Consider the following 26211-nt stretch of genomic DNA (forward strand, 5'->3'; position numbering starts at 1 on the left):
CTTCAGAATGACAAGCGCATTATGTCATTCCGAGTGCCGTTGTCATTCAGAGCGCTAGCGAAGAATCTCACACGTAAAGAATAGATTCTTCAGTTACGATGTTCCTTCAGAATGACAAGAGCATTATGTCATTCCGAGTACCGTTGTCATTCAGAGCGTAGCGAAGAATCTATGTTTAAAAAGGTCAGATTCTTCAGTCACGATGTTTCCTTCAGAATGACAAGCGCATTATGTCATTCCGAGTACCGTTGTCATTCCGAGCGCTAGCGAAGAGTCTCATACATAAAGAATAGATTCTTCAGTCACGATGTTTCCTTCAGAATGACAAGTGTATTATGCTATTTAGAGCGCCGTTGTCATTTAGAGCGCTAGCGAAGAGTCTCATACATAAAGAATAGATTCTTCAGTCACGAAGTTCCTTCAGAATGACAAGCGCATTATGTCATTCCGAGTACTACTGTTATTTAGAGCGCTAGCGAAGAATCTTTCATCCGTATAAGAATAGATTCTTCAGTCACGATGTTCCTTCAGAATGACAAGGGCATTATGTCATTCCGAGTACTACTGTTATTTAGAGCGCTAGCGAAGAATCTCACACGTAAAGAATAGATTCTTCAGTCACGATGTTCCTTTAGAATGACAAGTGTATTGTGTTATTTAGAGCGCCGTTGTCATTTAGAGCACGAGCGAAGAGTCTCACACATAAAGAATAGATTCTTCAGTCACTGCGTTTCCTTCAGAATGACAAGCGCATTATGTCATTCCGAGTACCGTTGTCATTCAGAGCGCTAGGGAAGAATCTCATACACCAAACAATAAAACATGCCTTTGCCCTGCTGAGGAGCATTAGCGAGGGGAATGTTAGGCATATTAATCAAACAACCCATCACGAAAACCATCGCCTGGAGCTTCTGGCGAGGCAGCTTGGGCTTGCTTAGGGTTCAGTAAAACATAGGTACCTATAGCTGTTAGTGCAGCATATTTGCCGTAGTTCCCCATTTTTTTAAGAGCCTCCTTACGAGTCATGGTTGTTTTGGTAGTAGTCGTTTTTTTATGATTAGTTTTCATTATATAGGCGTGTTTTAAAGGGAGTTAATCAAGAGCAATTTTTTTGTTTATAGTACCATTTGCGGTTTGTAGTCTGAAGATATATATTCCTGCGGCTAATTTAGGGAGCGCAACAGTATGGCTTCTACTGGCTTGAAAGTCATGGTGTAATACTTGCTTTCCGCTTATGTCGTAAAGGTCTACTGCTGCCTTGCCTTGTAGTGAGCCTACAATCCGTAAGGCATTTCCGTGATCTATGGTGTAAACACTAATGGGATTGTTATTTAACAAGTGTTCGGTATGCAAGGCTTGATTCGAAGTATACATATAAAAGCGCCCCGTACCGTTCATGGTATTGTTTATAGTTATTTGGTAGTTACCACCGTTGTGTAACGACGTTACCGTTTCTGCTTCGGTGTCTTCTAGATATACACCTAAGCCTTCAGGGAGGTTAACGGCATTAGCGGTAAAGGTTAGGGTGCTTCCAGCAGTAGCGTTAACCCCAATAGGAATAACCATTTGGTCGTGGTTTGTGTTAGGTAAAGATTGAATGCCTAAATCGCGTCCAGTACTATTGTTTACCGCATGGCTGTAAATGGCAAAGGTGTTAGAGACCCCTGAAAATATAGAGCTATCATAACCGTTATCAAAACCTGTTGTGGTGCCATCAATATAAAAGATGTCTGTAGCACGTGTGAGACTTCCATTACTTAACATAAGGTGTAGTTCTGGGCGGGTATTTTCGGGATTACGCTGAAAGGTGTCAGTGTTTTGGTGCGATAGCATGGCTTGGGTAAAACTAAAGTTGCCACCAGTATCACTAGCGCTAACAAAAAAGCCTTGCCCAGGTGCAATAAAACGACTCCCTGTAGCGTGATTGATTTGTTGGTAGCTATCGGTGGCTTGATTCCAAAACCATAGGGTTTTTTCACTAAGTACGGCGTCATTAACATCAAGGATGTTGTTGGTGGCATCGGCATCGACCGTACCGGGGATGTATGCCGGGTAAGGATTCCCGATAAGGTTAAACCTATTCGCCGTTCCGTTAGCAATAGGCACATCCACAGCAGTAGTAGGCATGCTACCAGTAAAGCTAATATCGCCAGCATTAGCCAAAGCAACAGAATAGCCTGTTCCAGAGGCAAAACTTCCCGAACCACTACTGCCAGATTGGTAGTAATTCCAAGCCGAGCCATCATTCGCATAAGGTGCTAGCCCAAGGTTGGAGCCAGACCCACTAGCTAAATCTTCATTAGTCGCAAAGGTATCGATGTCCTGTCCGGAAACCGGCGCACTTACTAAGTACCAGTTAGCTGTTGGTAAGTTGCGGATATAAGTAATATCACCGGTGGTTGTACCATCAACAATAAGAGAGCTTCCTGAGTTAACAATTAAACTACCGTTGTTGGTTAGGTCGCCGGTAACACTTAGGGGATGACTAACCGTTAGGCTACTGCCACTATCTACGGTAAGGTATGGTATGTCCAATTCGCTGTCCATGGTTACGGTGCTGTTATTTGTAATGGTATATAAGCTTGTTAGTTGTAAATTATTAAAACCAAAATTTTGAACACCACCTTGATTGGTGGATTGAAACTTTACGGCATCTATATGTGTGAGGTCACTGCTGGCGGTGTTGTTGGTGCCGCTGGCACTACCAAAGCTAAAGGAGTAGGTGTTGCCGCCTTCATACGTAAAGGTAAAGTTAAGACTGGTATTGGCGGCATAAGGTTGCGCGGTGTCAAAATCACTGCCTCCATCATTAAACTTCCAATCCGATGCACCGCCTTTAAATACTAAAGTAATCACAGGTGTTCCTTGATTAAGGAGTTGTACAAATACTTCACCTACTTCATCGTTAATGGTGGTGGAATGTCCGATATCGACACTCAATTGATCGCCTGCTTGCAGAGGGCTGGGAAAGTCTCGTTCGGCAGCCGCATAGTTTCCAGAACCATCAGAGTATAAGGCAAAACTTGGGTCACCTTGGCCACTACCTCCTTTATAGTAGCCGGCTGAGCCATTAGTGTAAATATTCCAAGCACCAAACCCTGTGCCACCATTGTCACCATCTTGAAATCCGTCATCGTAGGCCGTTTCATTAATATTATCCATTGCTAAAGAAAAGCGATCCGTTCCCAAAGTTTGCGCAATGCTGATGGGTAGCGTGAGAGTAGTTAGTATTATCAATATATAAAATTGTTTCATAAGATATTGTGGTTTTCGTAATAGTTACGTGTTAAATTTAACAAAAATATAATGTTAGCAAAGGTGAGATGGTTACGAAAACGTTTTCGCGTTGATAACTTTTTAGTCGTGAATAGTGAGTTGTGAGTCGTCAGTTGTGAGTGGTGTGGTTGACTTAGATCTGTCATGTTGAACTTGTTTCAACATCTAAGGTTGCGCCTGTTTCCAGACCCTGAAACGAGTTCAGGGTGACAGTTCAGGGTGACAGCTCTGGGTGATAAGGTTTTATTTTATTGGATTTGTCATGCTGGATTTATTTCAACATCTAAGGTTGCGCCTGTTCTTGGATATTAAAACGAGTTCCTAGACCCTGAAACGAGTTCAGGGTGACAGTTCAGGGTGATAAGGTTTTATTTTATTGGATTTGTCATGCTGGATTTATTTCAGCATCTAAGGTTGCGCCTGTTCTTGAATCTTAAAGCGAGTTTCCAGACCCTGAAACGAGTTCAGGGTGACAGCTCAGGGTGACAAGGTTTTATTTTGTTGGATTTGTCATGCTGGATTTATTTCAGCATCTAAGGTTGCGCCTGTTCTTGGATATTAAAACGAGTTCCTAGACCCTGAAACGAGTTCAGGGTGACAGCTCAGGGGGATAAGGTTTTATTTTATTGGATTTGTCATGCTGGATTTATTTCAACATCTAACGTTGCGCCTGTTCTTGGATATTAAAACGAGTTTCCAGACCCTGAAACGAGTTCAGGGTGACAGTTCAGGGTGACAAGGTTTTATTTTATTGGATTTGTCATGCTAGATTTATTTCAACATCTAACGTTACGCCTGTTCTTGAATCTTAAAGCGAGTTTCCAGACCCTGAAACGAGTTCAGGGTGACAGTTCAGGATGACAAGGTTTTATTTTATTGGATTTGTCATGCTGGATTTATTTCAGCATCTAAGGTTGCGCCTGTTCTTGGATATTAAAACGAGTTCCTAGACCCTGAAACGAGTTCAGGGTGACAGCTCAGGGTGATAAGGTTTTATTTTATTGGATTTGTCATGCTGGATTTATTTCAGCATCTAACGTTACGCCTGTTCTTGGATATTAAAACGAGTTTCCAGACCCTGAAACGAGTTCAGGGTGACAGCTCGGGGTGACAAGGTTTTATTTTGTTGGATTTGTCATGCTAGATTTGTTTCAGCATCTAGCGTCACCTCATGACGTCCTATTACCTTTACCTTAATAAAAAAAGCGAACACTTTGGTGTTCGCTTTTTCTTAGGACAGCAGACAGCAGTTACAATACCTCGATGAGTTCTAAGGCGTTAAACGCCCCATTGTTTAAGGGGTATTGTATCCCGTTAACCTCCTGGAAAAACGCTACTTTTAAAAAGTAAAAGCTTTGTCCTGTTCCTGTAGCTGGAGCAGCAGGGGTTAAGGTTATTGTGGTTGCCGTCCCGTTAATGGGGAGGTTTTCCACATTACTTAACTGTAGGTCGCTACTATCTGTAGCGAAGTCGAGATTTAAAAATGCCGCACTAAAGCTCACGTGGGTAGCCCCTTCAGGAATACTAATTTGCTGATTCGGAATTAAATCGGTTATCGTTACCATTCCTGTGGCGGTGTCTAAGCTAAAATGTGCTTGAAGCACACTATCCATAGTGGCATGCTTGTTAAAATTAAACCCCTTAAGCCAGGCTTTCCCTAAGGCTGTTAAAATACCCGTAGCCACATTTCGCTGCCCTCTGGCTGAGGTAAGGTCTTCGTTTTTTACCTTACTCATAACTTGGGTTACCCTTGCTGTGACGCGTTTGTCTTTGGCGTCGGCCATTAGGCTGTTAATGGCTCTGCGTAACTGTTTGCCACTAGTAGCCATGTTGCCAAACTCTGAGATATTCTCTCGGGTACGTGCAAAATTAGGGTCGTTCATAATGCGGTTTTTAGAGACGCCGCCTTTACTACGAACGTAATATCCGTCTTCGTTTTTGTAGAAAGTCACCTCGCCGAGGGTACCTTCTACGTTAAATAATGACTTGTATTTAGCCATAACATTTTGGTTTTATGCATGCTCTGGCATGCGTTATACAATATAGTTTACCAAACAGTTGTGTGTATTCGTTAAAGGGGTCTATGTGCACCTAGTTGCCTAAACGGTGTTTTTTCACTGTTTGTTAACACAATATTAATCAGGATTTTGGGTGCTTTTTTTTTAAGTTCCGTTTAAGGCGTATAACGTCTTAACATGACTTAAGAGCTCTTTTTTTAGGGTGTTTTGTGGTGGTGGCTTCCTTTTTCTTCTGCGATTTTGTTTTAATCACCTGTTAATCAGAGTGTTGCATAGTTTGAGTCTTTGGCATGGTATCGTTGTGGGGTTTTCATAGGGTATCTATGGGGTATCTATAGGGTTGATCGTGAGATGTGAGATGTGAGATTTGAGTTGTGAGAGGTATGGTTTTACGGTTTCCAATTTTTTGATTTCCAGTTTTTAATGAGCGGTGAATAAGCGGGGTTTTGGTTGTCCTTTTTTATGCGCTTCCTTTAACACTAGTAGCAAGATGCCTCTATTTACGTGTTTTTTTATTTTAACTATAGACCTGGAATTACCTGTTGTTTTCAGGGGTTGTTAGCATTATTTCATAAGTTATTAACCGTTATGGTGTTGACTTTGTGTTGATACTTAAATTTGGTTGTCCTTTTTTTCTTTTCTAAGGGATGTTAGTTTTGTTTATATATTTGTTAATCATGCGATTGTATTTGTATAGGCAAGACATAATGACGTTAAATGCGGTAAGCGATAAGGTGGCTCTTAAGATCATGAACGAGATTCGTGACACTTACAACTTACCTAAAAAGCGCTATGTTAGTGTGCGCGCCTATTGTAAGTATTTTATGGTGCCGCGTGAGGAGGTGTATGATGCATTAAAACTTAAAAAAACCGGCTAACGATGCCTAATCCCAAATCCCAACACCCCCCAAATTCCTGCGTCCACATTCACCGAAGCTTCAGCGAAGGTGAAAAAGCAGGAATCTCAAAAAAACTGCGGCAATCTCAAAATACAACAACCAAAAATCAAAAATCGTAATTCATAACTCGTACATCCCTAATTCTCCGAAGCTTCAGTGAAGGTGAAAATCGTAACTCGTCAATAGTCCCTCGTCAATCAAAAATCGTATATCGAAAAGCTTATCATTTTCTTAGGAGGATATGGGAATTGTTTTAGTTTTGCATGATATGCTTTAGGATATGAGGTGATTAGATTTCTAAAATAGAGATAGAGGGTTATAGGTTGTGAGTTAATTACTAACACAATATTATATGTTAGCGATAAAAATTGAAAATAAGGTAAGGGTAGAGTGGAGAAATTTAAAGTCTAAACTGAGATCCTTGTTGCTTTTTGGAAAAATTAATAAGGTTTATTTTGGTCAAGGAGTAAGTTTAAGTGGTGAGTTAAAGTTGGGAGATAATATACATATTATGGATAACTCTAAGCTTAGGGGAAAGAACACTGTAATAGAAAACAAAGTATTCATTCACGAAAATGTTTTGATTAGGTCTCTTGAAGCTGTTGTGATAGGAGAGGGTACCACAATTAATAGAAATACGTGTGTGTTAGATAATGTTATAATTGGAAAGCATTGTTCAATTGCTCCTAATTGTGTAATAGTTGGTTCTAATCATAACTTTAGTGATGAGAAACAGTCCATAAAACAGCAAGGATTTTCATCCAAGGGTATTATAATTGGAGAGGACGTGTGGATTGGGGCAAATGTTACAGTTTTAGATGGTGTTAAAATTGGTAAAGGAGCTGTAATTGCAGCTGGAGCAGTGGTTAATAAAAATGTGCTAGAGTATTCTGTTGTAGGTGGTGTACCAGCTAAGTATATTGGAAAACGAGCTTAATGAGAGGTTATCATTATTCATGGAGTGCTATACAGCGTTTTGGAACTCAAATCATAAGTTTTGTTGGGAATGTGCTTATTGCACGTCTGTTAACACCCGATGATTATGGGCTAATTGCCATGTTGGCAATCTTTATGAGTATTGCCATGAATTTTACAGAATCTGGTTTTGCCGATTATCTCATTAGAGATCCTAAATCTTCATCTAAAGAATTTTCGGTTGTCTTTGTTCATAATGTTGTATTTGCTGTTCTGTTCTATGCTATACTCTACATAATAGCACCATGGATAGCAAGGTTTTATGAAGAGCCAGAACTTGTTGTAATCACAAGGGTGCTTGGACTAAATATTATAATAAAAGCATTGAGCTTATCAGAGTTTACCAGAATGCGAAAGGCATTAGAGTTTAAAAATATGGCCATTATTCAGATAGTTGGAGCTTTAGTGGGGCTAATAGTAGGTTATCTAATGGCATTATATAATTATGGTTATTGGGCATTGGTTGGTCAGGTGTTAACAATGGGGGTAGTTACATTGATAATGTTGACTGTGGTCAATGCATGGTGGCCCAAATGGTATTTTGATTGGAAAATGTATAAGGTTATGCGTAAGTTTGGAAACAATATGTTGGTATCGTACTTTACAAACCAAATAGGAGCCAATCTGTATGCAGTATTTATTGGTAAGTTTCATAGCGCATCGGCTTTAGGTTTTTACAATCAGGCAGAAAAAATCAATAAAATTAGTTTCCAAAGCATCAATGGGATTGTATTGACAACCTCTTATTCTCTATTAGCAAAAGAACAGAATAGAGTAAAGCGACTTAAAATGTATAAGAATCTGCTCAATCATTTTCTGTTTGTACATTTAGCAATAAGTGCGTTTATAATAGGTGCAGCAAAACCTATTATGAGCTTTGTTTTTGGGGTGCAGTGGTTGCCAACGGCTCCTTTGTTGCAATTAGTTTTAATTTCTTTTCTATTACAACCATTAGTTACTATTAATTCAAACATTGTTAAGATAGAAAACAAACCTCATATATATCGCAACCTTACGTTTTTGAGAAATGGATTGTTACTTTTAATGTTGTTGATAACCTACACATTTTCAATTGAAATTATTTTGATGGGTCAAATTATAGCAAGAATGATATCTGCTATTGTAGATGTTTTTGTCTGTGGAAAATATATTGAGTTTTATCCTGTAAAGCAGCTAGTTATTTTAACCAAACAAATCTTAGCTCCTGGTGTAGCATTGGTGTTTGGGTTTTTAATGCTAAGACAATTAGAAACTCAATTAGATATTGTTAAGTTAATGGGCTATGCCCTTGTATATATAATAGTGTTTGTAGGTGTGAATCTAGTGGTTAAAAATGAGACGATGGTTTTGTTAATTAAGAAAATCCAGAAGTCAAAGCAATAGTATATGGGGAGTAAGCCAAAAAAAATAGTGATACTTCACCTTGCACATTGGGATCAGCTTCTTGGTGGAGCAGAATTGCAACTCAAATATTTGTCCCAATATATAGCAAATATGGGGCATGAGGTACATTTTGTTTACCCTAACCGAACTCATAAAAAAATAGAAGATACTCATGTGCGGTTACACCCTTTAAACTATATAAAAACTATAGGGTCATATGGCAAAATGTGGTTTGTGTATAAAAGATCGATTAACAGTAAATTAAGCAAAATACAGCCAGATATAATAATAACACGTACATTTTCTTCTTGGGCTGGTATTGCTTCACAATATGCAAAATCACATAGTTTGAGGCATATTCATTTTATCGCTTCTAACAATGATGTGAATAATAGAGAGAAGAAAATTACATGGAGAAAAGCTTTTAATAAATTAGAGCTTAAATACTTTAATAAGATTTTTAACAGCAACACTGAGATTGTTGTTCAGAACGAGGAGCAAAAAAGATCAGTGGAGAATAAGCAAAAACTAAAGAGCATATTACTCTCTCAAGCTGCTCCAGAAAATGATGTAGCACTCATAGATAAAGCAGATGATGAATTGAAAGTAGTATGGATTGCTAACTTTAAGCCACTAAAGCGTCCTGAAAAATTTCTCGAAATAGTAGAGCACTTCAAAAACAGGGATGATATTACCTTTAGTATGATAGGTGGTTATAGCAATACTTATTATAATGATTTGCTCAAGCCATATCACGAAGTGTCTAACTTTCAGTATTTAGGGAAACTTACTAATGAAGAGGTAAATAAGGTTTTGGATACAGCTCATGTATTAGTTAATACAAGTGATTACGAAGGATTTTCAAATACGTTTATTCAAGCTTGGTTACGTCAAGTAGTGGTGTTGAGCCTTAACTCAGATCCTAATAACATTCTAAAGAATGAAAAAATAGGTTATCAAACAAATAGCATAGAAAAATTGAAGGCAATATTAGAAGGTTTCTGTAGAAATGATAAATCAACACTAATACATACAGGTAATAGTGCAAGAGAGTACGCTCTAAGTAATCATGTAATTAATGATAAATACTTTAAAAAAATTAAATTATGATCTCACATAAAAAAAAGCTCGTTTTTATACATCTTCCGAAATGTGCAGGAACCTCAATAGAACATGCATTGGGTCATTCAGAAGATTATTCTGGGAGGTCTAGTCAAGATCACAGATCTATAAGGGATATTCAACCAATAAGTTTAGCTGATATCAAATATTTCAGTAAGGACTTTTTACTTGCTTTAAGATATCGTTATAAATATTACAAAAACCAAAAAACGACAGTTAATCCAAACAATTATATTACTGTTAATAAGAAGGAATATGATGAGTATTTTAAATTTTCATTTGTTCGAAACCCATATCACAGAGCCTATTCATGGTATAATGGGATTATGAAAGACCCTGTTCACAGAAAGCAATATAATATAGATTCAGATATTACATTTGAAGAGTTTCTGGTAAAATACCTACATAAAAAAAGACTAATGAAACCTTATATGCATTTTTTAAAAGAATATTCTGGAAAAATACCTTTAGATTTTATTGGTAGATTTGAATCTTTAGAAGATGATTTCAAGTTCATATGTGATACTTTAAATATTAAGGTTGAACTGCCTCATAAAAATAATAAGAAGAGCTTTCAAAAGGACTATTCAAAAGTTTATACAGAGAAATCATACAATTTAATTACAGAATATTATAAAGAAGATATATCTTATTTTAACTATGTCTTTGAATAAAATGGGAAAAACAATAATAAATATATTAGGTGCAGGTCGATCTGGCACAACAATGCTAGATCTAATTTTAGGTAGCGATAATGAATCGTTTTCCATGGGCGAGGTTTGTGCATGGTTTCGGCCATTTAGAGAACATCATTTTACAATTGATTGTAATTGTGGTAATCCAAAATGCAAATATTGGTTAGCGTTAAAAGGAGTGGATGAAAGTAAATTTTATACCCATGCTTTTACAAAGTGGAATGTAAAATATATTATTGATTCATCTAAAAATTTATCTTGGATGATTGATGGCCACAGTTGGGCTAAAAAACAAAATATTGAAGTAATTAATTTTATTATATATAAGCCAATTATTGATTATATCTTCTCAATCTGGAAACGAGGGGAAAGTGTTGATGCTGCGCTTTATAGATACAAGTTATATTACAAGCGCTTTTTTGAATCGGGTATTGATGCTTACGCTGTAAACTTTGATGAGTTGGTAAATAATACTGATACTATGTTAGATGTAATTACCGACATCACAAAACAACCTAAAGTAGAGAACAGACACCAGTTTTGGGTAAAGGAGCATCATCATTTATTTGGTAGTGGAGGTACAAGAAATCAAGCTAAAGAAGGGGAGTCTAAAATAAAAACAAAAGAAAGTTTTCCAGAAGAGTTTGTAAAACAAATCCCAGATTTTAAAAATAGAATCGAGAGAGATAAACAGCTTTCAAGAATTTTGTTGAAATTAGAACAAATAGATGTTAAAGAAAAAAATAGGCAACCTAATCATGGTATTAGAAAGCCGTTATGGTATTATTATTTAAAAATACACAATAGGTTTAAAACAAAGTTTCCTTCATCATCAAAGACTAAGTTTTGAAAAGTTTATTGATCATTCATAAAAAACAATTTGGGTATCATATGGATACCTATAAGCTTGTTTCGCATCTCTCAAAATATTTTAAGATAACATATATTTGTTTTGACTCGGGCTTGCCTAAGTTAGAAGTTTTAGGTGTTAATATTCAGTACGTGAGTTCAATGGGCGGAGTTTTTAAGCGAGCAGTACGTTTTTTTAAAACCTCTTTTTATCATTTAAAAAAAACACACGATGTTGTTTTTTTAGATTATTTTCATGGATGTTCTTTGTTGAATTTTTTTTCAAAGTCAGATATTATATTAGATTATAGGACGGGTAGTGTTCACGCTAATAGTCTTAAACGAAAGATTGATGATGTAATGAGAGCAGTGGAAGCTAAATTTTTTAGTCGTGTTACGGTAATTTCTGATGGGTTGAGAAAGAAGCTTTGTATATCTCCTGATAAATCTTATATATTGCCTTTAGGTGCAGACGTTATGTCAAAGAAACCAAAAGTTTTTGATGTACCTCGTCTTTTTTATATTGGTACTCTCAATAACAGAGAAATGTATAAAACTATTAGTGGAGTGTCACTTTTTCTAAAATCAAATCCGTCATTTAAAAGCAGTTTAACTTATGATATTGTAGGGACAGGGTATAAAGGAGAAGAAGTTAAACTTCAAGAAATGGTGAAGGAGTTACAATTAGAAAACAATATTACTATTCATGGCAGAAAGTCCCATCATGAAATACAACCATTGTTAGATTATTGTAATATAGGTGTGTCTTTTATACCTATTACCAGTTATTTTGATCATCAACCTCCAACAAAAACTTTTGAGTATGTCTTGGCAGGTATGGTCTGTTTGGCTACTGCTACAATAGAGAATACAAAATATATCAATGATAACAATGGTGTATTACACAAGGATACACCAGAAGCATTTGCTAATGCATTACAAAAAGTAGTGTTGAACTTTGATGGTTATAATTCAAATGCTATTCAGAATACATTAAAAACGCATACTTGGAAAAATATCGCCTCACAATTTAAAGCTTATTTAGACAATGAATGATGCATTTATAGTCAATCCGCTAATGGTAGTGGCAGGTATAGTCCTTATTCCTGTGTTTATTTGGTTTGCTCGCCAACGGCTAACAAAAAATGTGTTGTTGATAGGAGCATTGTTTTGTCTTGTTTTTTCGGCAGGAACATTAGAGGTTATAGGTTTGAACAATTCCATTATAAGAATAGTTTCAGAAATTTTTGTCCTGCTGATATTTGCTAAAGGTGTTTTAATAGGGGCAAAGAAGAAAAAGCGTGTTTTTCCTGGCTTTTTTTGGCTTCTGTTATTTATAATTCTATCGGTTTTGTCAGCCACTTTAAACGAAATAAATAGTATATCGGTACTGCTTTTTTTTAGAGATTATTTAGTGGTGTTTCTTTTTTTCTATGGTGTACTAAACTTAACTTTAAGTTTTTATGAATACCAAAGGCTTAAAACACTTTTGCTCTACTTATGTATGGCGCAAATTGGGGCCAATATTATTAAATATTTAGTGGTTCGAGATATAATTGAGCCTTATATAGGAACAATGGCAGTTTTAGGTGGGAGTATAACTGTTATATTTGCACTCATTGGTACGAGTTATGCCTTGTCCAACTACCTTGTGTCCAAAAAAAGAATACACCTCCTGTGGGTATTGGGTTTTATGTTATTTTCCTTATTGGGTGGTAAAAGAGCATCTGTTGTATATTTTCCCATTCTGTTTCTTTTGCTTTCCTACATATATCAAAGACGTTTTGAGCAATTTAAATTAAGAGGGGTAAAGCGCTTCGCTCTTTTTACAATTTTTACTCTAGGGCTTATATATTTGTCCGTAAGATTAATGCCGTCGCTTAATAAGGAACGTAAAGTTTGGGGAAGTTTTGATATTGCTTATGCCTTAGATTATACTGAACGATATGTTACAACAGGGGCAGGTGCAATTGATGCTGTGGGTAGGTCAGAGGCCCCTATATACATATTGAATATGCTCATAGATGATAATCCGTATAGTTTAATGCTTGGTTATGGTGCTGGGCATTTAGTAAAATCGAGTTTTAACGAGCAGATGGTGAAAAGTGGAAGTCAACAAGAACTATCAGAACAACTTTACGGTGTTGGCTATGGAGCTAGGACGACCATTCTTCAGTTTTTATTACAGGTTGGTATTTTAGGAGTGTCAATATTTCTTATTTATATCAGCCGTGTTGTTATTTATTGTAAAAAGTCTTTTAAAGATGCGAAAAGTAGATGGGAAAGCCAACGCAATTATTTGTTTTTTATCGGAGTAGTGTTTGTTTATTTCTTAGATGTTTTTACGTATTCTACAACTATGAGTGGATTACGAGCACCTGCTCTAGTTTTATTTTTCTTTTTAGCACTTTGTCAAAGAGTGGAAATGTATAATTATTTTTTAACTAGTAAGTCTAATAAAAATAACGAATAGTTTTGTTGTGGTAATTAGAAAAGCATAGATGATAAGAATAACCAAAGAAAAATATATAGGTACACTATAAAAAGATCAAACTTTAGATAATTAAATTAAGTGAAAATTCTAATCAATACACCAGATTTAAGTTTACCAGGCGGTGTTGCCAACCACTATAAAGGGCTTTTACCATATTGGACAGAAGAAGTAAAGTACAATTTTGTAGGTGGTCGTAAAGGGATTCCTGGGTTTCTTATGCTACCCTACGATTATCTTAAATTCTGTTTGCTTTGCTGTTTTGGTGGTTATAATGTCGTACTGCTAAATCCTTCCTTGGGGCGCACAGCAATCAAAAGAGATGCTATTTTTTTAAAACTAGCGAAATGGTTTGGTAAAAAAACAGTGGTGTTTTTTCATGGCTGGGATAAAATGATAGCATCGCAAATAGATAAATCTCCGCGTTCATTTGTTAAACATTTTAATAGAGCGAATGGTTTATTGGTATTAGCAAATAGTTTCAAAAAACAATTACAGCAATGGGGAATTACAAAACCAATTTATCTAACAACAACTAAGGTTGATGATATTTTGCTTAGTAATTTTAAGATAGAAGATAAGATATTCAACAACACATTGTTATTCTTAGCTCGTATTGAAGCCAACAAGGGAATATTCATAACTATTGAGGTAATGAAAATACTAAGCAGCCAATACCCAGATTTAAAACTATTCATAGCAGGAACAGGGTCGGCACTCCAAAAAGCCAAAGATCAGATGGAGCAATTGCAGCTTAATAATGTTCATTTTTTGGTAACGTTTCAGGGGACGAGTTGGTGAAAACATTTACGAAGTCAGATATATATATTCTGCCAACAACGCATGGTGAAGGAATGCCAACGTCGGTGTTAGAGGCTATGGCATTTGGGCTTCCGGTAATATCAAGGCCTGTAGGAGGATTAAATGATTTTTTTGAAGAACAAAAAATGGGAGACTTAATAGAAAGCATAGAACCCCAAGAGTATGCAAACAGAATCTCACTTTTGTTAGAAAATAAAGAGAGGATCGTTAAAATGAGTAAGTACAATTATAAATATGCTCAAGAACATTTTATGGCCTCAAAAGTAGCTTCTGAAATTGAATCGATATTAAAAAATATATGAAAAACAGTCCAATATTCATTATCGGTGTAAGTAGAACAGGTTCTAAGTTTTATATGCAATTATTAAACTCTCATAAAGAAATTTTTATTGCGCCCGAACTTATGTTTAAGCACCCTCAAAAAAAGGACATGTTTTCTACTTTAAATGAAGAATTGAAACAGCTAGACAATAGATCCTTGATGGATTCAATTTATAATTTAAATCTAAAAGGCAGCTATAAAAGTACTATAGATTTAGTACCTTCTGATCTATTGATTAAACACCTAAATAAAGATGAGGTTAAAAATCCTTATGATGTTCTAAATATCATTTTGCAATTGGCGACTCAAAGTGAAGGTAAGAAAATCTGGGGAGCTAAATTTCCTATACATTTTAGTTATACCAATGAATTGTTAAAGGAAATTAATAATTGTTTGGTTTTATTTTTAACTCGAGATCCAAGAGACATATACACCTCAGATTATACTAAGAAGAGTAAAGAGAAAAGAACCACAGGTAACAAGTTCCCTATCAAGGGCTATTTATTAAAGCCGGCAGTATTGTTTTACACAATATGGGAATGGAGAAGAAGTTTAAATGTTTATGGTCAATTACAAAAAAGTAAGGATCATGATAGAGTTCGGATGTTCAAGTATGAGAACATAATTTCCCAAAAAGAGAATGTAGTCAAAGATATTGCCAATTTTATTGATGAGAGTCCGGAAGCTTTTTCAACTGAAGAAATGAAAATTGTAGATTCTAGTTTTTCAAAAAAACTTGAGTTAAATCGATGGAAAAAGAAGTTAAGTCTTATTGAGAAGTTGATTTTTAAAATAGCTGTTGGTCGTAAAATGAAAAAGTATGGATATTACTAAATCATTTCAAAAACTAAAAACCTATTGCGAAACCCAAAACTTCGCAGGTTGGGACCCTTACGATGGTTTAAACTCTAAAGTGTTTCAAGCATTACCTTTAAAACATTGGGATTTGGCACGCCTAGCTTGGATACAAGGCTTTAAGCGCAGTCCTGTTAATTTTAGGAAACTATTACTGGTACCTAAGCAGCACAACTCAAAAGGTATAGCATTATTTCTTTTAGGCTATTGCAGGTTATATCAAGCAGCCAGTAATGGTAAAGCTGAATTCGGAACCCCAGAAGAACTTTTAGAAAAGATAAAGTACATCACCCAACTACTTTTAGATATGAAAGTAGAAGGCTATGCAGGCGCATGTTGGGGCTATAACTTCGATTGGCAGGCAAGACGACTCTTCCTATTCAAAAAAAACACGCCAACAGTAGTAGCAACAGCCTTTTGTGTAGAGGCACTGATAGAAAGCTATAAGATTACACAAGATGAAAACGTACTAAATATAGCCCTGTCATCAGCAGAATTCGTGTTGCAAGATTTATCCCGTACAGCACACGGTAAAGGACACATCTTTTCATACAGTATCAAAGACGGCAACAATACGGTAATCAATGCATCGCTATTAGGTGCAAAAATTTTAAGCTATGCCTATAAATACAAGCAAAAGGAAGTGTATTTAGACATGGCAAAAAAAGCGATAATAGCAGCATGCGATTTGCAAGAAGATGATGGCTCTTGGATTTATGGCTTGCTACCAGTACAGTCCTGGAAAGACAGTTTTCACACCGGATTTAATTTAGATGCTATAGAAACCTATCAACAAAATACTGGCGATACCACGTTTCAAGAATACATAGATAAAGGGTGGAAATACTATACAGCACACTTTTTTGAAGCAGATGGAAAGCCAAAATATTATCACGATAAAACCTACCCTATAGACATTCATTGTCCGGCACAAGTCATAGTAACAGCTTCAAAGCTCAATCAATTCAAAGCACATACAGAGCTGTTAGAACGTACACTAAATTGGACGATTGAAAACATGCAATCTAAAAAAGGCTATTTTTATTACCAGTATAGACAAGGCATGAGTTCAAAGATTCCATACATGCGATGGAGCAACGCTTTCATGTTTAATGCAATGGCACACTATTACTTAGAAAAGAACAAATAATTATGCAGTCGCAAGCCCTAAATAACGTCATTACCTACGCACCAAAATCTAGAGAACAGCTCATAAACTATGCCTTTGAGCACCATAAAATCCTAGTAGCCGTAAATGCCGAAAAAATTCTACATGCCACCGATCAAAGTCGTGCCATTATTAACCGAAACTTGGGCTACCCAGATGGTATAGGTGCCGTTTGGGCATTACATAAAAAAGGCTATAAAGAGGTGGTTAAAATTCCAGGATGCGAACTTTGGTTAGACATTGTAAAAAAACACCATAAAACGAAGGCCTTTTATTTGGTAGGAGGTAAACAGGAAGTTATAGATGAAACAGTAGCAAAGCTTAAACAAGACTTTAAAGGCATCAATATCTGTAACTATAGAAACGGCTACATTAAAACTGAAGCTGAAGAAAAAGCACTCATTGAAGATATCGTAAAGCACCAGCCAGAGGTCGTTTTTGTAGCTATGGGCTCACCAAAGCAAGAACTTTTAATGGAGCGCATACAACAGCAACATCAAGCCGTATATCAAGGCTTAGGCGGAAGCTTCGATGTCTATACAGGCCATGTAAAGCGGGCTCCAAAATGGTGGGTTAAAAATAATCTGGAATGGGCATATAGACTCATTAATCAACCTTCAAGGATTAAACGTCAAATCCATCTCCTGCGATTTTTGTGGAACCTGCAATGGGGGCGGTATTGACAATGGACAATGGACAATGAGCAAGCCTTGTCACCCTTCTACCTGCCGTTAGGCAGAGAACTAGGTTCAGAGTCTTGGTTGTGTAGGTACGGTGTTTGGTTGAGATGCTGAAATAAATTCAGCATGACAACTTTTTGTCTATTATATCTTGTCACCCTGAGTTGTCACCCTGAACTCGTTTCAGGGTCTAGGAACAAGCGCAACCTTAGATGCTGAAATAAATTCAGCATGACAGATTTAAATAAACCACCCCATTCTGGTAACATCAGAAGACAAACGACTGTCTGTAGTGATAGCAAACAAAGATACGGAAGTGCGTTCCAGATTCTTCAGTTACTACGTTTCCTTCAGAATGACAAGAGTATATGCCATTCAGAGCGCCATTGTCATTTAGAGCACAGTGTCATTCAGAGCGTAGCGAAGAATCTATGTTTAAGAAGGTCAGATTCTTCAGTCACTGCGTTTCCTTCAGAATGACAAGAGCGTCGTTGTCATTCAGAGCGTAGCGAAGCATCTTTTACAACCCCAATCCCAGGCCTTAGACAGTCCGTAGATACGCCGTAGATACATCGTACATAGTCCGTATAGCCTTGGTACCCAAAAAAGGGCATTAAAAACCTCAGAATCACACGATAAAAAGTATATATTTGCCGTTCACATACAAACCTAACCCTAATTGTATATGCCACAAATAACCATCGTCGCTGGAGCAAGACCCAACTTTATGAAGATAGCGCCCATTATCCATGCGCTTCATGGGGTGCAGGATACGGGAAATGCAATAACTTACAGATTAATTCATACGGGACAGCACTACGACAAAATCATGTCCGGGAACTTTTTTGAGCAACTCAATATCCCACAGCCCCATTCCAATTTAGGCGCCGGTGGTGGGAGTCAAGCCGAACAAACGGCAGCCATTATGATAGGCTTTGAAAAAGAACTACAAGCTCACCCTAGTGATTTGGTCCTTGTGGTAGGCGATGTCACCTCTACCATGGCCTGTGCCATTACGGCGCAAAAGTTGCACGTCCCTGTGGCACATGTAGAAGGTGGAATTCGTTCTAACGATTGGGCCATGCCCGAAGAGATTAACCGTTTGGTAACTGATGCGATTACCAATCATTTTTTTACGACCTCCGAACTAGCCAATGCCAATTTGAAGGCCAGTGGCGTGCCCGATGCGCGTATCCATTTTGTGGGAAATACCATGATAGATACCTTGCTAGCCAATCAAGACCGTTTACAACCCCCCCCTGTTTGGAATAGCTTACACTTACGTCCTAAACAGTATGGCGTAATGACTTTACACCGCCCGGCCAATGTAGATGAAGAAACACAGCTAGTAGAGCTTATAAACGCCATTATGTCTCATAGTCAAGACATGCCCGTCGTGTTTCCTGTGCACCCGCGTACGGCTAAAATACTAGAACGTTTGGGGATTGGTCATAGTCGTTTGCACACCATTTCGCCATTGGGGTATTTAGAGTTTAACTATTTGGTGAAACACGCTAAGGTTGTTATAACAGACTCAGGAGGAATTACCGAAGAGGCGTCTGTCATGAATGTACCCTGTATGACCTTGCGAGATAATACCGAGCGCCCAGAGACCATAAGCCTAGGAACCAATGTGCTGGTAGGTACAGCCCCGAATGCCATACAACCACATTTAGAGACACTCTTTGCTGGCCAATGGAAAACGGCCAAAACCATACCGCTATGGGATGGCAAAGCCGCCCAACGTATTGTAACGAAACTACAAGATATTTTAACCTAAACCATAACATAGGGGTAACAGTTATTTGATATGACCACTTTGTTAAAGTCATGTTAATGTAATACATTTGTATTCCCCTCCCTTTAAACTGCTGGTTCAAATCTTATTGCTTATGATTAAAGAACTACTTTATGCGATTACCCCAGAAAACCACCCTGTTATATGGATGGTGGTAACCTGTGCATTGGGGTTTCTGGTGGCTTATAATGCGTACCCGTCTGTTTTATTTGTCGCTCGTGAAAAACACCTTATGGATGAACCCGAATCACGAAGTGCCCATAAAGAGCGTACCCCAACATTGGGTGGTATAGGTATATTTATTAGTATTATGGTCGTGCTTACGCTTGTAGGCGCTTTTTTAAACACAAAAGTGTTACTATTAGTCATGGGCAGCATTACCATCTTATTTTTTATTGGATTAAAAGACGATTTGGCGGGGACGTCACCAGGGAAAAAGCTTTTTGGGCAACTCTTAGCGGCAACCTTGTTGTTGGTGTTTACCAATACGAGAATTGTCGGGTTTTCGGGGATTCTAGAAGTTTCTGTATTGCCTTACGGGCTCTCGTTAGTATTTACGTTGTTTGTATATATTATTATTGTAAATGCTTACAATTTGATTGATGGTATTGATGGATTGGCAGGGAGCATTGCATGTTTGGTAAGTATGGTATATGGCATACTGTTTTTAATGGCTAACCAACTAAGTTTAGCGATTCTGGCTATGGCCTTAGTAGGAAGCATATTGGCGTTTTTACGGTGTAATTTTTCTAAAAAACATAAAATATTCATGGGCGATACAGGCTCTATGGTCGTGGGGTTCTTGTTAGCTTTTTTTACGGTTAGTTTTATTAATATCGTGCAAACTGCACCAAGCTCGCCTTATTATAAAGATGCACCAGTAGTGGCTATTGCGTTGTTGTTTTATCCGTTACTAGATACGCTACGCGTGTTTGCATTACGGGTGTTTAAATATAAAGTAAGCCCGTTTAAAGCCGACCGTAACCACATTCATCATCATATTATAAATTTAGGCTATAGCCACTTACAGGCCACCATTTGGATTGTTGCAATTAATGCCCTAATTATTGTGATTACTTTTAAGTTGTTGCCACTTAATTTAAATACCCAAATACTATGCTTAGTAGGGTATGGTGCCTTGCTGTATGGTTTGCCATTTGTAATAAAGGCTAAAGCTAAAACTTCCTTACCAGAAGATAGCTATTAAATTTATATTGTCCTTTGCGAATAAGTGAATAGTCTTATATTTGCGGCAATAGTAAACTTATGAGACAAACAAGACCTTTTATAATTTTAGTAACGGTGTTAGGGCTGCTGACGTCTTGCGCTTCTAAAAAAGACATCTTGTATATGCAAGATGCCGAAGCGGGAACTAGCAAAGCTATTAGCTATACTAATCCGACGATACAGCCTAACGATATCCTAAAAATCACCGTAGAAAGCACCTTGCCAGAGGCAGCATTACCGTATAATAAGGTAGCTTCTAATACGATGACCCAAAACTTGCAAATCATGCAATTAGATGGGTATTTAGTCTCTAAAAACAACACGATTACCTTTCCGGTATTAGGAACCATAGCAACACAAGGGAAAACCACCGCAACATTGGCTGAAGCTATTAGAGAACAACTTATGGAAGGTAACCATCTTGCCGATCCTTCTGTTAATGTACGCTTATTAAATGCTAAGGTATCGGTATTAGGCGAAGTCAAGCAACCCGGTACCTTTACTTTTACTGAACAGAACATTACCCTTATGCAAGCCTTAGGCTATGCCGGCGATTTAACCATAAATGGAAAGCGCGACGATATTATTGTGATGCGTGAATTGGATGATGAGATGCAAATTGCACATATAAACCTAACAGAGTCGTCATTTATAGATTCCGAGTTTTATTATATTAAACCTAACGATGTGATTGTGGTAAACCCTAATAACACTAAAGTAAAAACGGCTGGGTTTATTGGCAATGCAGGAACCGTGCTTACCATAGCGTCTTTAGCCTTAAGTGTGACTATTTTATTAACCCGATAAATTATGGCAAATACTCCCCAACAGACTCCTTTTGATTTTTATGATGACGACCCTGTTGATATCAAGGCGGAAGTACGACGTTATGTGCGCTATTGGCCGTGGTTTGTCGTGGGGTTGCTTATAACCCTATCAATAGCGATTTTTTATTTAAGATATACGCCTAATGTGTATCAAACCCAAGCCAAAGTTAAAATTCTTGACGAGTCCGAAGGCTTAGAATTACCCACAACAGGCTTTATCTTTAACCGTAGTAATATCAATTTAGAGAATGAAATTGAAATCATGACCTCTTATTTGATTTTAGAAAAAGTGGTGAAAGACTTAGGGTTAAATACAGCTTTTTATGAAGAAGGGAATATTAAAACCTCTCAGTTAGCCCAGTTACCTATTGGTTACGAACAACTTATTGCAGCAGATAGTGTGACAACGTCGGAAACCTATAAGGTGTCTGTTGAAGAAACTGGTTTTGAGGTTGAAGCTATAGATACTGAAGAGATTACCAACTTTGCCAACCACAACACCTATTTAAGCCGCCATAACTTGCCCTTTCAATTGCGACTGGAAGCTAGCCAAAAAGAAGTGCTTATAGGGAAAACCTTTATAATTAGCTTGCAGCCTATAAAAAAAGCCACGCTTGGATTAAAAAGGGCTATAGAGGTACAAACGATTGGGGAACAAAGCGATTTACTGCAACTAAGTATTAAAGGGGAGTCCCGAGAACGCTCAGAAACCATTTTAAATAAGCTCATAGATATCTTTAACCAAGACGGTATAGAAGACCGTCAGTTGGTATCTAAACGCACCTTGGAGTTTATAGACGAACGTTTTGTGTTTTTAGCAGAAGAGTTAGATTCTATAGAAGTTAATAAGCAAGAGTTTAAGCAAGAGAATAATCTAATCTATTTGGAAGTAGATGCTCAATCGGGTATAGAGCAGCGTAGTCAATCGGATGCCGAAGCGTTTAAGATAGAAAATCAATTGGCTTTAGCAAAAGCCTTGCAGGAGGCCCTCGAAAAACAAGATCAAACCGATTTGCTACCCGCAAATATAGGCTTACAGGACAATGGTATTAATGCCTTAATACAAGACTATAACACCATTGTGACTAACCTGAATAAAATAACGGTAAATGGAGGGCGTAACAACCCTACAGTTATTGCTTTAACAGATCAACTCGCTAATGTGCGTCGTAATATTACAAGTTCGGTAAATACGTATATTTCACAATTAGAACTATCTAAATCTCAAATCAGATCGCGAAACCAACGTTTTGTAGGTCAAGTAGCCCAACTTCCTGAAAAAGAAAAACTGTTACGGGCTATAGAGCGTCAACAAAAAATAAAAGAGAGTTTATACCTGCTATTATTACAAAAGCGTGAGGAAGCCGCTATTAATTTAGCCATTACCGAACCATCTATTAAAGTGGTAGAATACGCTTTAAGTGGCGAAGAGCCTATTGCGCCTAAGTCTAACATTATTTTAATGGGGGGCTTGTTATTAGGCTTGTTGTTACCGTTTGGGGTTTTATATCTAAGGTTTATGTTAGATACCAAAGTGCATCAAAAGGAGGATATTACTAAGGTAAATAGCGAGACGCCTGTTATCGCAGAGATTCCAGATATGAAAAAAGAGGGCACAAAACTATTTACAAACCCTAACGATCGCTCCATGTTAGCCGAAGCTTTCAGGATTTTAGCGGCTAATGTAAATTACAGTTTGCCTTTAGATGAGGAGGCTTTAGGAAAGGTGATTTTTTGTACCTCGACTATTAAAGGCGAAGGAAAAACCTTTACCAGTTTAAACCTCTCTCTGGCTTTGTCTAGTATGAATAAAAAAGTCTTGCTAATTGGGGCCGATTTGCGTAATCCACAAATTCATACCATTGTTAAAGTGGATAAAGATCAAGTGGGGCTATCTAATTATTTACACGACCCTACTATAGATTGGAAAACGTGTAAAACATCCCTTTTTAAAGCACATCCCAATCACCAGATCTTATTTTCTGGAAGCATTCCACCAAACCCGCCAAGTTTATTAACCAATGGTCGTTTTGAACAGTTGTTAGACGACGCTAAAACAGCGTTTGATTATATAATTGTAGATACCGCACCAAGTATTTTAGTAACTGATACCACGCTAATAGCACCTTTAGCAGATGCGACCTTATATATGGTACGTGCCGATGTGACTGAAAAAAGCTTATTGCAGTTCTCTAAAAACTTGGCAGAGACTAAAAAACTTAATAACATGTTGTATGTGTTAAATGGTGTAGGAGCAAGTAAAGCCTATGGGTATAGTTATAATTATGGGTATAATTATGGGTATGGGCATGCCAAATAATATAGATCTGTTATGATATAAAAAAGCCCCTAACGCATTCGCATAAGGGGCTTTTATTTTGTATTAAACGAGTATGTTGTTTATAAACAGAACACGAATTGTACGTGATGTTGAAAGTGGCTGCTATCTGCTGAGTTTTTGTCTAAAGCAAATTTAGCGATACTTTGTATTTTAATACCAAAGCTATGATCTGAATTTAACCAAGCAATCGCTCCAGCACCTGCATTTAACGAAAAGTTAGTTTCCTGAATGACAAATAGCCCAGGCCCTGCACTAACAAATATATCTAACCAAGAACGGTGATCCCAGAATAAATCACGTCCAATATGGTAATTGGCGTGTATATCTGTAGCAAAATAGGTTTCATCTTGAGGCGTGCCTCTACCATCAACCTTATCTCCAGCATTAAAGCCATTTAGCGATAGAGTGAGGTCTGCCGAAAAGGCGTCAGAAATAAGCTTGTTAGCAGTTGCAGAAATAGGGTGTTTAAACGCCCAGTCGTCAGGGCTGTTGTATGGAGATTGCGAACCAATATTGTTAATAAGGTTGGTACCTAAACTAAAACTCCAATCGTCTGCTTGGTGTTGCGAAAAACTCATAAGGCTAACGCTTAAAAAAAGAATAAGGCAAAAGTGTTTCATTGTAAATTGATTATAGGGTTATCGTGTTTAAAAATCAAATATAATATAATTTGTTAAAGATGTATACCTAGAAGCTATAAGATGTACTCATTTTAAGAATCTCTTAATTTGAGGCTAGTATGAGTTGTTTTAAATTAGTAATTGTGTCTTGTGGGGTAGCACTTTTAAAAATATAACTGCCAGCGACTAATACATCGGCACCAGCATCGACTAACGCCTTGGCGTTTTTGTTGGTTACCCCACCATCAATTTCTATTTGTGTGGAAGCGCCTTTTTTATCAATAAGGGCTTTTAGCTGTGTGATTTTGTTATAGGTGTTTTCAATAAATTGTTGCCCACCAAAACCAGGGTTGACACTCATGATACAAACCAAATCAATATCGGTAATCGTATCTTCTAATAGCGCTACATTTGTGTGCGGATTTATAGCTACACCAGCTTTCATGCCTTCGGCTTTTATAGCTTGAAGGGTGCGGTGTAAATGTGTACAAGCTTCGTAGTGTACAGTAAGGATATTGCTCCCTAATTCGGCAAATGTTTTTATGTAGCGATCGGGATCGACAATCATTAAATGCACATCAATGGTTTTATGGGCGTGTTTTGAAATGGCTTTTAAAACAGGCATACCAAAAGAAATGTTCGGCACGAAAACGCCGTCCATAATATCAATATGAAACCAATCGGCTTCACTTTGGTTAACCATGTCGATGTCGCGTTGCAGGTTCGCAAAATCTGCTGCAAGAATGGATGGGGCTATTAATTTAGACTTCATGAGTTGTGTTGTTTTTTGCAAAAATAGCGTAAAAAAATGAACCCTCGGTCATCACTCCGAGGGTTCTTTCATCAATCAAAAAACGAACAGTTATGTTTTGTAACTGTTGTGCTTGTAATATAAGGTTATTTTTTAAAAATCCTAACCTAAGTACGTTTTTAATATTTTACTTCTTGAGGTGTGTTTTAAACGTCTAATAGCTTTTTCCTTAATTTGACGGACACGTTCACGTGTTAAATCAAAAGTTTCTCCTATTTCTTCTAGAGTCATTGGGTGTTGATTTCCTAAGCCAAAATACAGACGAATCACATCGGCTTCACGTGGTGTAAGGGTTTCTAAGGCACGTTCAATTTCTGTACGAAGCGACTCGTGTAATAACTCTTTATCTGGATTTGGCGATTCACCACTATTTAATACATCGTAAAGGTTTGAATCTTCCCCTTCAACAAGCGGTGCATCCATACTTACATGGCGTCCCGAGTTTTTCATAGACTCTTTAACATCGTTAATAGTCATGTCAAGTTCCTTAGCAATTTCTTCGGGACTTGGTGGGCGTTCATGCGACTGTTCTAAAAACGCAAAGGTTTTGTTTATTTTGTTTATAGAGCCAATTTTGTTTAGGGGTAAACGTACAATACGCGATTGCTCGGCTAAGGCTTGTAAAATAGATTGACGAATCCACCAAACGGCATACGATATAAATTTAAATCCACGTGTTTCATCGAAACGTTGGGCCGCTTTAATTAGTCCTAAGTTACCTTCGTTAATTAAATCGGGTAGCGTAAGCCCTTGGTTTTGGTATTGCTTTGCAACAGATACTACGAAACGCAAGTTAGCTTTGGTTAATTTTTCTAAAGCGATTTGGTCGCCAGCTTTAATGCGTTGTGCTAATTCCACCTCTTCATCGGCAGTAATTAGGTCAACTTTCCCTATTTCTTGTAAATACTTGTCTAAAGAAGCTGTTTCTCTGTTAGTAACCTGCTTCGTAATTTTAAGTTGTCTCATTTAAATAAAAGATCCTATAAAAAAGTTATATAATGGTGTACTTATAGTTATACGTAATAAGCTACG

At 37.3% G+C, this 26211-nt stretch carries 19 protein-coding genes and 3 pseudogenes; 16 read left to right on the top strand and 6 right to left on the bottom strand.

From position 1 onward, the window contains the following. Window positions 1–870: 870 nt before the first annotated feature. The 3 genes from R3L15_RS01525 to R3L15_RS01535 form a co-directional block, all read right to left on the bottom strand. A complete protein-coding gene (locus R3L15_RS01525) occupies window positions 871–1068 on the bottom strand; it encodes a hypothetical protein (RefSeq protein ID WP_338732832.1) in 198 nt (65 codons plus the stop codon). Between the two features lie 24 nt (window positions 1069–1092). Continuing rightward, window positions 1093–3189: a T9SS type A sorting domain-containing protein gene (locus tag R3L15_RS01530; RefSeq protein ID WP_338732833.1), complete on the bottom strand. Its 2097-nt coding sequence runs from the start codon at window positions 3187–3189 to the stop codon at window positions 1093–1095. Between the two features lie 1337 nt (window positions 3190–4526). Next, window positions 4527–5276, bottom strand: a complete 750-nt coding sequence (locus R3L15_RS01535; protein ID WP_338732834.1) for a hypothetical protein — start codon at window positions 5274–5276, stop codon at window positions 4527–4529. A gap of 1428 nt (window positions 5277–6704) precedes the next feature. Between R3L15_RS01535 and R3L15_RS14270 the strand changes: the two are divergent. The 16 genes and pseudogenes from R3L15_RS14270 to R3L15_RS01610 all read left to right on the top strand — a co-directional run. After that, window positions 6705–6884: pseudogene (locus R3L15_RS14270) on the top strand (hypothetical protein); the annotation flags it as partial. Window positions 6885–6956: 72 nt separating this feature from the next. Continuing rightward, a pseudogene (locus tag R3L15_RS14275) lies at window positions 6957–7130 on the top strand (DapH/DapD/GlmU-related protein); the annotation flags it as partial. After that, entirely contained in the window at window positions 7130–8551 is a 1422-nt protein-coding gene (locus R3L15_RS01545; RefSeq protein WP_338732836.1) for a lipopolysaccharide biosynthesis protein, read from the top strand. The pseudogene R3L15_RS14275 and the gene R3L15_RS01545, both read left to right, overlap by 1 nt. A 3-nt stretch (window positions 8552–8554) precedes the next feature. Continuing rightward, window positions 8555–9661, top strand: a complete 1107-nt coding sequence (locus R3L15_RS01550) for a glycosyltransferase family 4 protein (protein ID WP_338732837.1) — start codon at window positions 8555–8557, stop codon at window positions 9659–9661. Continuing rightward, window positions 9658–10347 (top strand): sulfotransferase family 2 domain-containing protein, encoded by a 690-nt coding sequence (locus R3L15_RS01555; protein WP_338732838.1) that lies wholly within the window; start codon window positions 9658–9660, stop codon window positions 10345–10347. The genes R3L15_RS01550 and R3L15_RS01555 overlap by 4 nt, the downstream gene beginning before the upstream one ends. A gap of 1 nt (window position 10348) precedes the next feature. Continuing rightward, the gene (locus R3L15_RS01560) at window positions 10349–11218 is read left to right on the top strand and encodes a hypothetical protein (protein ID WP_338732840.1); all 870 of its coding nucleotides are present in this window, start codon (window positions 10349–10351) and stop codon (window positions 11216–11218) included. 41 nt (window positions 11219–11259) lie between these two features. Then, window positions 11260–12273 (top strand): glycosyltransferase, encoded by a 1014-nt coding sequence (locus R3L15_RS01565; protein ID WP_338732842.1) that lies wholly within the window; start codon window positions 11260–11262, stop codon window positions 12271–12273. Continuing rightward, window positions 12266–13690: a hypothetical protein gene (locus R3L15_RS01570; protein WP_338732843.1), complete on the top strand. Its 1425-nt coding sequence runs from the start codon at window positions 12266–12268 to the stop codon at window positions 13688–13690. The genes R3L15_RS01565 and R3L15_RS01570 overlap by 8 nt, the downstream gene beginning before the upstream one ends. A 411-nt stretch (window positions 13691–14101) precedes the next feature. Beyond that, window positions 14102–14832, top strand: a pseudogene (locus R3L15_RS01575) (glycosyltransferase family 4 protein). Next, the gene (locus tag R3L15_RS01580; protein WP_338732844.1) at window positions 14829–15686 is read left to right on the top strand and encodes a sulfotransferase; all 858 of its coding nucleotides are present in this window, start codon (window positions 14829–14831) and stop codon (window positions 15684–15686) included. Before R3L15_RS01575 ends, R3L15_RS01580 begins: the two are co-directional and overlap by 4 nt. Beyond that, window positions 15673–16857 carry a delta-aminolevulinic acid dehydratase gene (locus tag R3L15_RS01585; RefSeq protein WP_338732845.1) on the top strand — a complete coding sequence of 395 codons (1185 nt, stop codon included), beginning with the start codon at window positions 15673–15675 and terminating at the stop codon, window positions 16855–16857. The genes R3L15_RS01580 and R3L15_RS01585 overlap by 14 nt, the downstream gene beginning before the upstream one ends. A gap of 2 nt (window positions 16858–16859) precedes the next feature. After that, entirely contained in the window at window positions 16860–17558 is a 699-nt protein-coding gene (locus R3L15_RS01590; protein WP_338732846.1) for a WecB/TagA/CpsF family glycosyltransferase, read from the top strand. 682 nt (window positions 17559–18240) lie between these two features. Further along, window positions 18241–19335, top strand: a complete 1095-nt coding sequence (gene wecB / locus R3L15_RS01595) for a non-hydrolyzing UDP-N-acetylglucosamine 2-epimerase (RefSeq protein ID WP_338734101.1) — start codon at window positions 18241–18243, stop codon at window positions 19333–19335. Window positions 19336–19447: 112 nt separating this feature from the next. Further along, entirely contained in the window at window positions 19448–20560 is a 1113-nt protein-coding gene (locus R3L15_RS01600; RefSeq protein WP_338732847.1) for an MraY family glycosyltransferase, read from the top strand. 59 nt (window positions 20561–20619) lie between these two features. After that, window positions 20620–21387 carry a polysaccharide biosynthesis/export family protein gene (locus R3L15_RS01605; protein WP_338732848.1) on the top strand — a complete coding sequence of 256 codons (768 nt, stop codon included), beginning with the start codon at window positions 20620–20622 and terminating at the stop codon, window positions 21385–21387. Between the two features lie 3 nt (window positions 21388–21390). Continuing rightward, window positions 21391–23727 carry a polysaccharide biosynthesis tyrosine autokinase gene (locus R3L15_RS01610; RefSeq protein ID WP_338732849.1) on the top strand — a complete coding sequence of 779 codons (2337 nt, stop codon included), beginning with the start codon at window positions 21391–21393 and terminating at the stop codon, window positions 23725–23727. An 80-nt stretch (window positions 23728–23807) separates the two neighbouring features. Here the strand turns inward: R3L15_RS01610 and R3L15_RS01615 are convergent, their stop codons facing one another. The 3 genes from R3L15_RS01615 to R3L15_RS01625 form a co-directional block, all read right to left on the bottom strand. Next, window positions 23808–24326, bottom strand: coding sequence for a hypothetical protein (locus R3L15_RS01615; protein WP_338732850.1), 519 nt, complete (start codon window positions 24324–24326; stop codon window positions 23808–23810). 145 nt (window positions 24327–24471) lie between these two features. Continuing rightward, on the bottom strand, window positions 24472–25140 hold the full coding sequence (gene rpe, locus R3L15_RS01620) for a ribulose-phosphate 3-epimerase (protein ID WP_338732851.1): 669 nt from the start codon (window positions 25138–25140) through the stop codon (window positions 24472–24474). Between the two features lie 141 nt (window positions 25141–25281). Next, a complete protein-coding gene (locus R3L15_RS01625) occupies window positions 25282–26145 on the bottom strand; it encodes a sigma-70 family RNA polymerase sigma factor (protein WP_338732852.1) in 864 nt (287 codons plus the stop codon). Window positions 26146–26211: the final 66 nt, after the last annotated feature.

This window comes from Mangrovimonas cancribranchiae (assembly GCF_037126245.1).
GTDB classification, from domain to species: Bacteria; Bacteroidota; Bacteroidia; order Flavobacteriales; family Flavobacteriaceae; genus Mangrovimonas; species Mangrovimonas cancribranchiae.

Coding starts and splice junctions, on each gene's coding strand:
- rpe (WP_338732851.1), bottom strand. CDS start 25,140: ATGAAGTCTAAATTAATAGCCCCATCCATTCTTGCAGCAGATTTTGCG.
- wecB (WP_338734101.1), top strand. CDS start 18,241: ATGCCACAAATAACCATCGTCGCTGGAGCAAGACCCAACTTTATGAAG.
- R3L15_RS01605 (WP_338732848.1), top strand. CDS start 20,620: ATGAGACAAACAAGACCTTTTATAATTTTAGTAACGGTGTTAGGGCTG.
- R3L15_RS01545 (WP_338732836.1), top strand. CDS start 7,130: ATGAGAGGTTATCATTATTCATGGAGTGCTATACAGCGTTTTGGAACT.
- R3L15_RS01625 (WP_338732852.1), bottom strand. CDS start 26,145: ATGAGACAACTTAAAATTACGAAGCAGGTTACTAACAGAGAAACAGCT.
- R3L15_RS01535 (WP_338732834.1), bottom strand. CDS start 5,276: ATGGCTAAATACAAGTCATTATTTAACGTAGAAGGTACCCTCGGCGAG.
- R3L15_RS01555 (WP_338732838.1), top strand. CDS start 9,658: ATGATCTCACATAAAAAAAAGCTCGTTTTTATACATCTTCCGAAATGT.
- R3L15_RS01580 (WP_338732844.1), top strand. CDS start 14,829: ATGAAAAACAGTCCAATATTCATTATCGGTGTAAGTAGAACAGGTTCT.
- R3L15_RS01570 (WP_338732843.1), top strand. CDS start 12,266: ATGAATGATGCATTTATAGTCAATCCGCTAATGGTAGTGGCAGGTATA.
- R3L15_RS01610 (WP_338732849.1), top strand. CDS start 21,391: ATGGCAAATACTCCCCAACAGACTCCTTTTGATTTTTATGATGACGAC.
- R3L15_RS01590 (WP_338732846.1), top strand. CDS start 16,860: ATGCAGTCGCAAGCCCTAAATAACGTCATTACCTACGCACCAAAATCT.
- R3L15_RS01525 (WP_338732832.1), bottom strand. CDS start 1,068: ATGAAAACTAATCATAAAAAAACGACTACTACCAAAACAACCATGACT.
- R3L15_RS01560 (WP_338732840.1), top strand. CDS start 10,349: ATGGGAAAAACAATAATAAATATATTAGGTGCAGGTCGATCTGGCACA.
- R3L15_RS01565 (WP_338732842.1), top strand. CDS start 11,260: ATGGATACCTATAAGCTTGTTTCGCATCTCTCAAAATATTTTAAGATA.
- R3L15_RS01585 (WP_338732845.1), top strand. CDS start 15,673: ATGGATATTACTAAATCATTTCAAAAACTAAAAACCTATTGCGAAACC.
- R3L15_RS01600 (WP_338732847.1), top strand. CDS start 19,448: ATGATTAAAGAACTACTTTATGCGATTACCCCAGAAAACCACCCTGTT.
- R3L15_RS01615 (WP_338732850.1), bottom strand. CDS start 24,326: ATGAGTTTTTCGCAACACCAAGCAGACGATTGGAGTTTTAGTTTAGGT.
- R3L15_RS01550 (WP_338732837.1), top strand. CDS start 8,555: ATGGGGAGTAAGCCAAAAAAAATAGTGATACTTCACCTTGCACATTGG.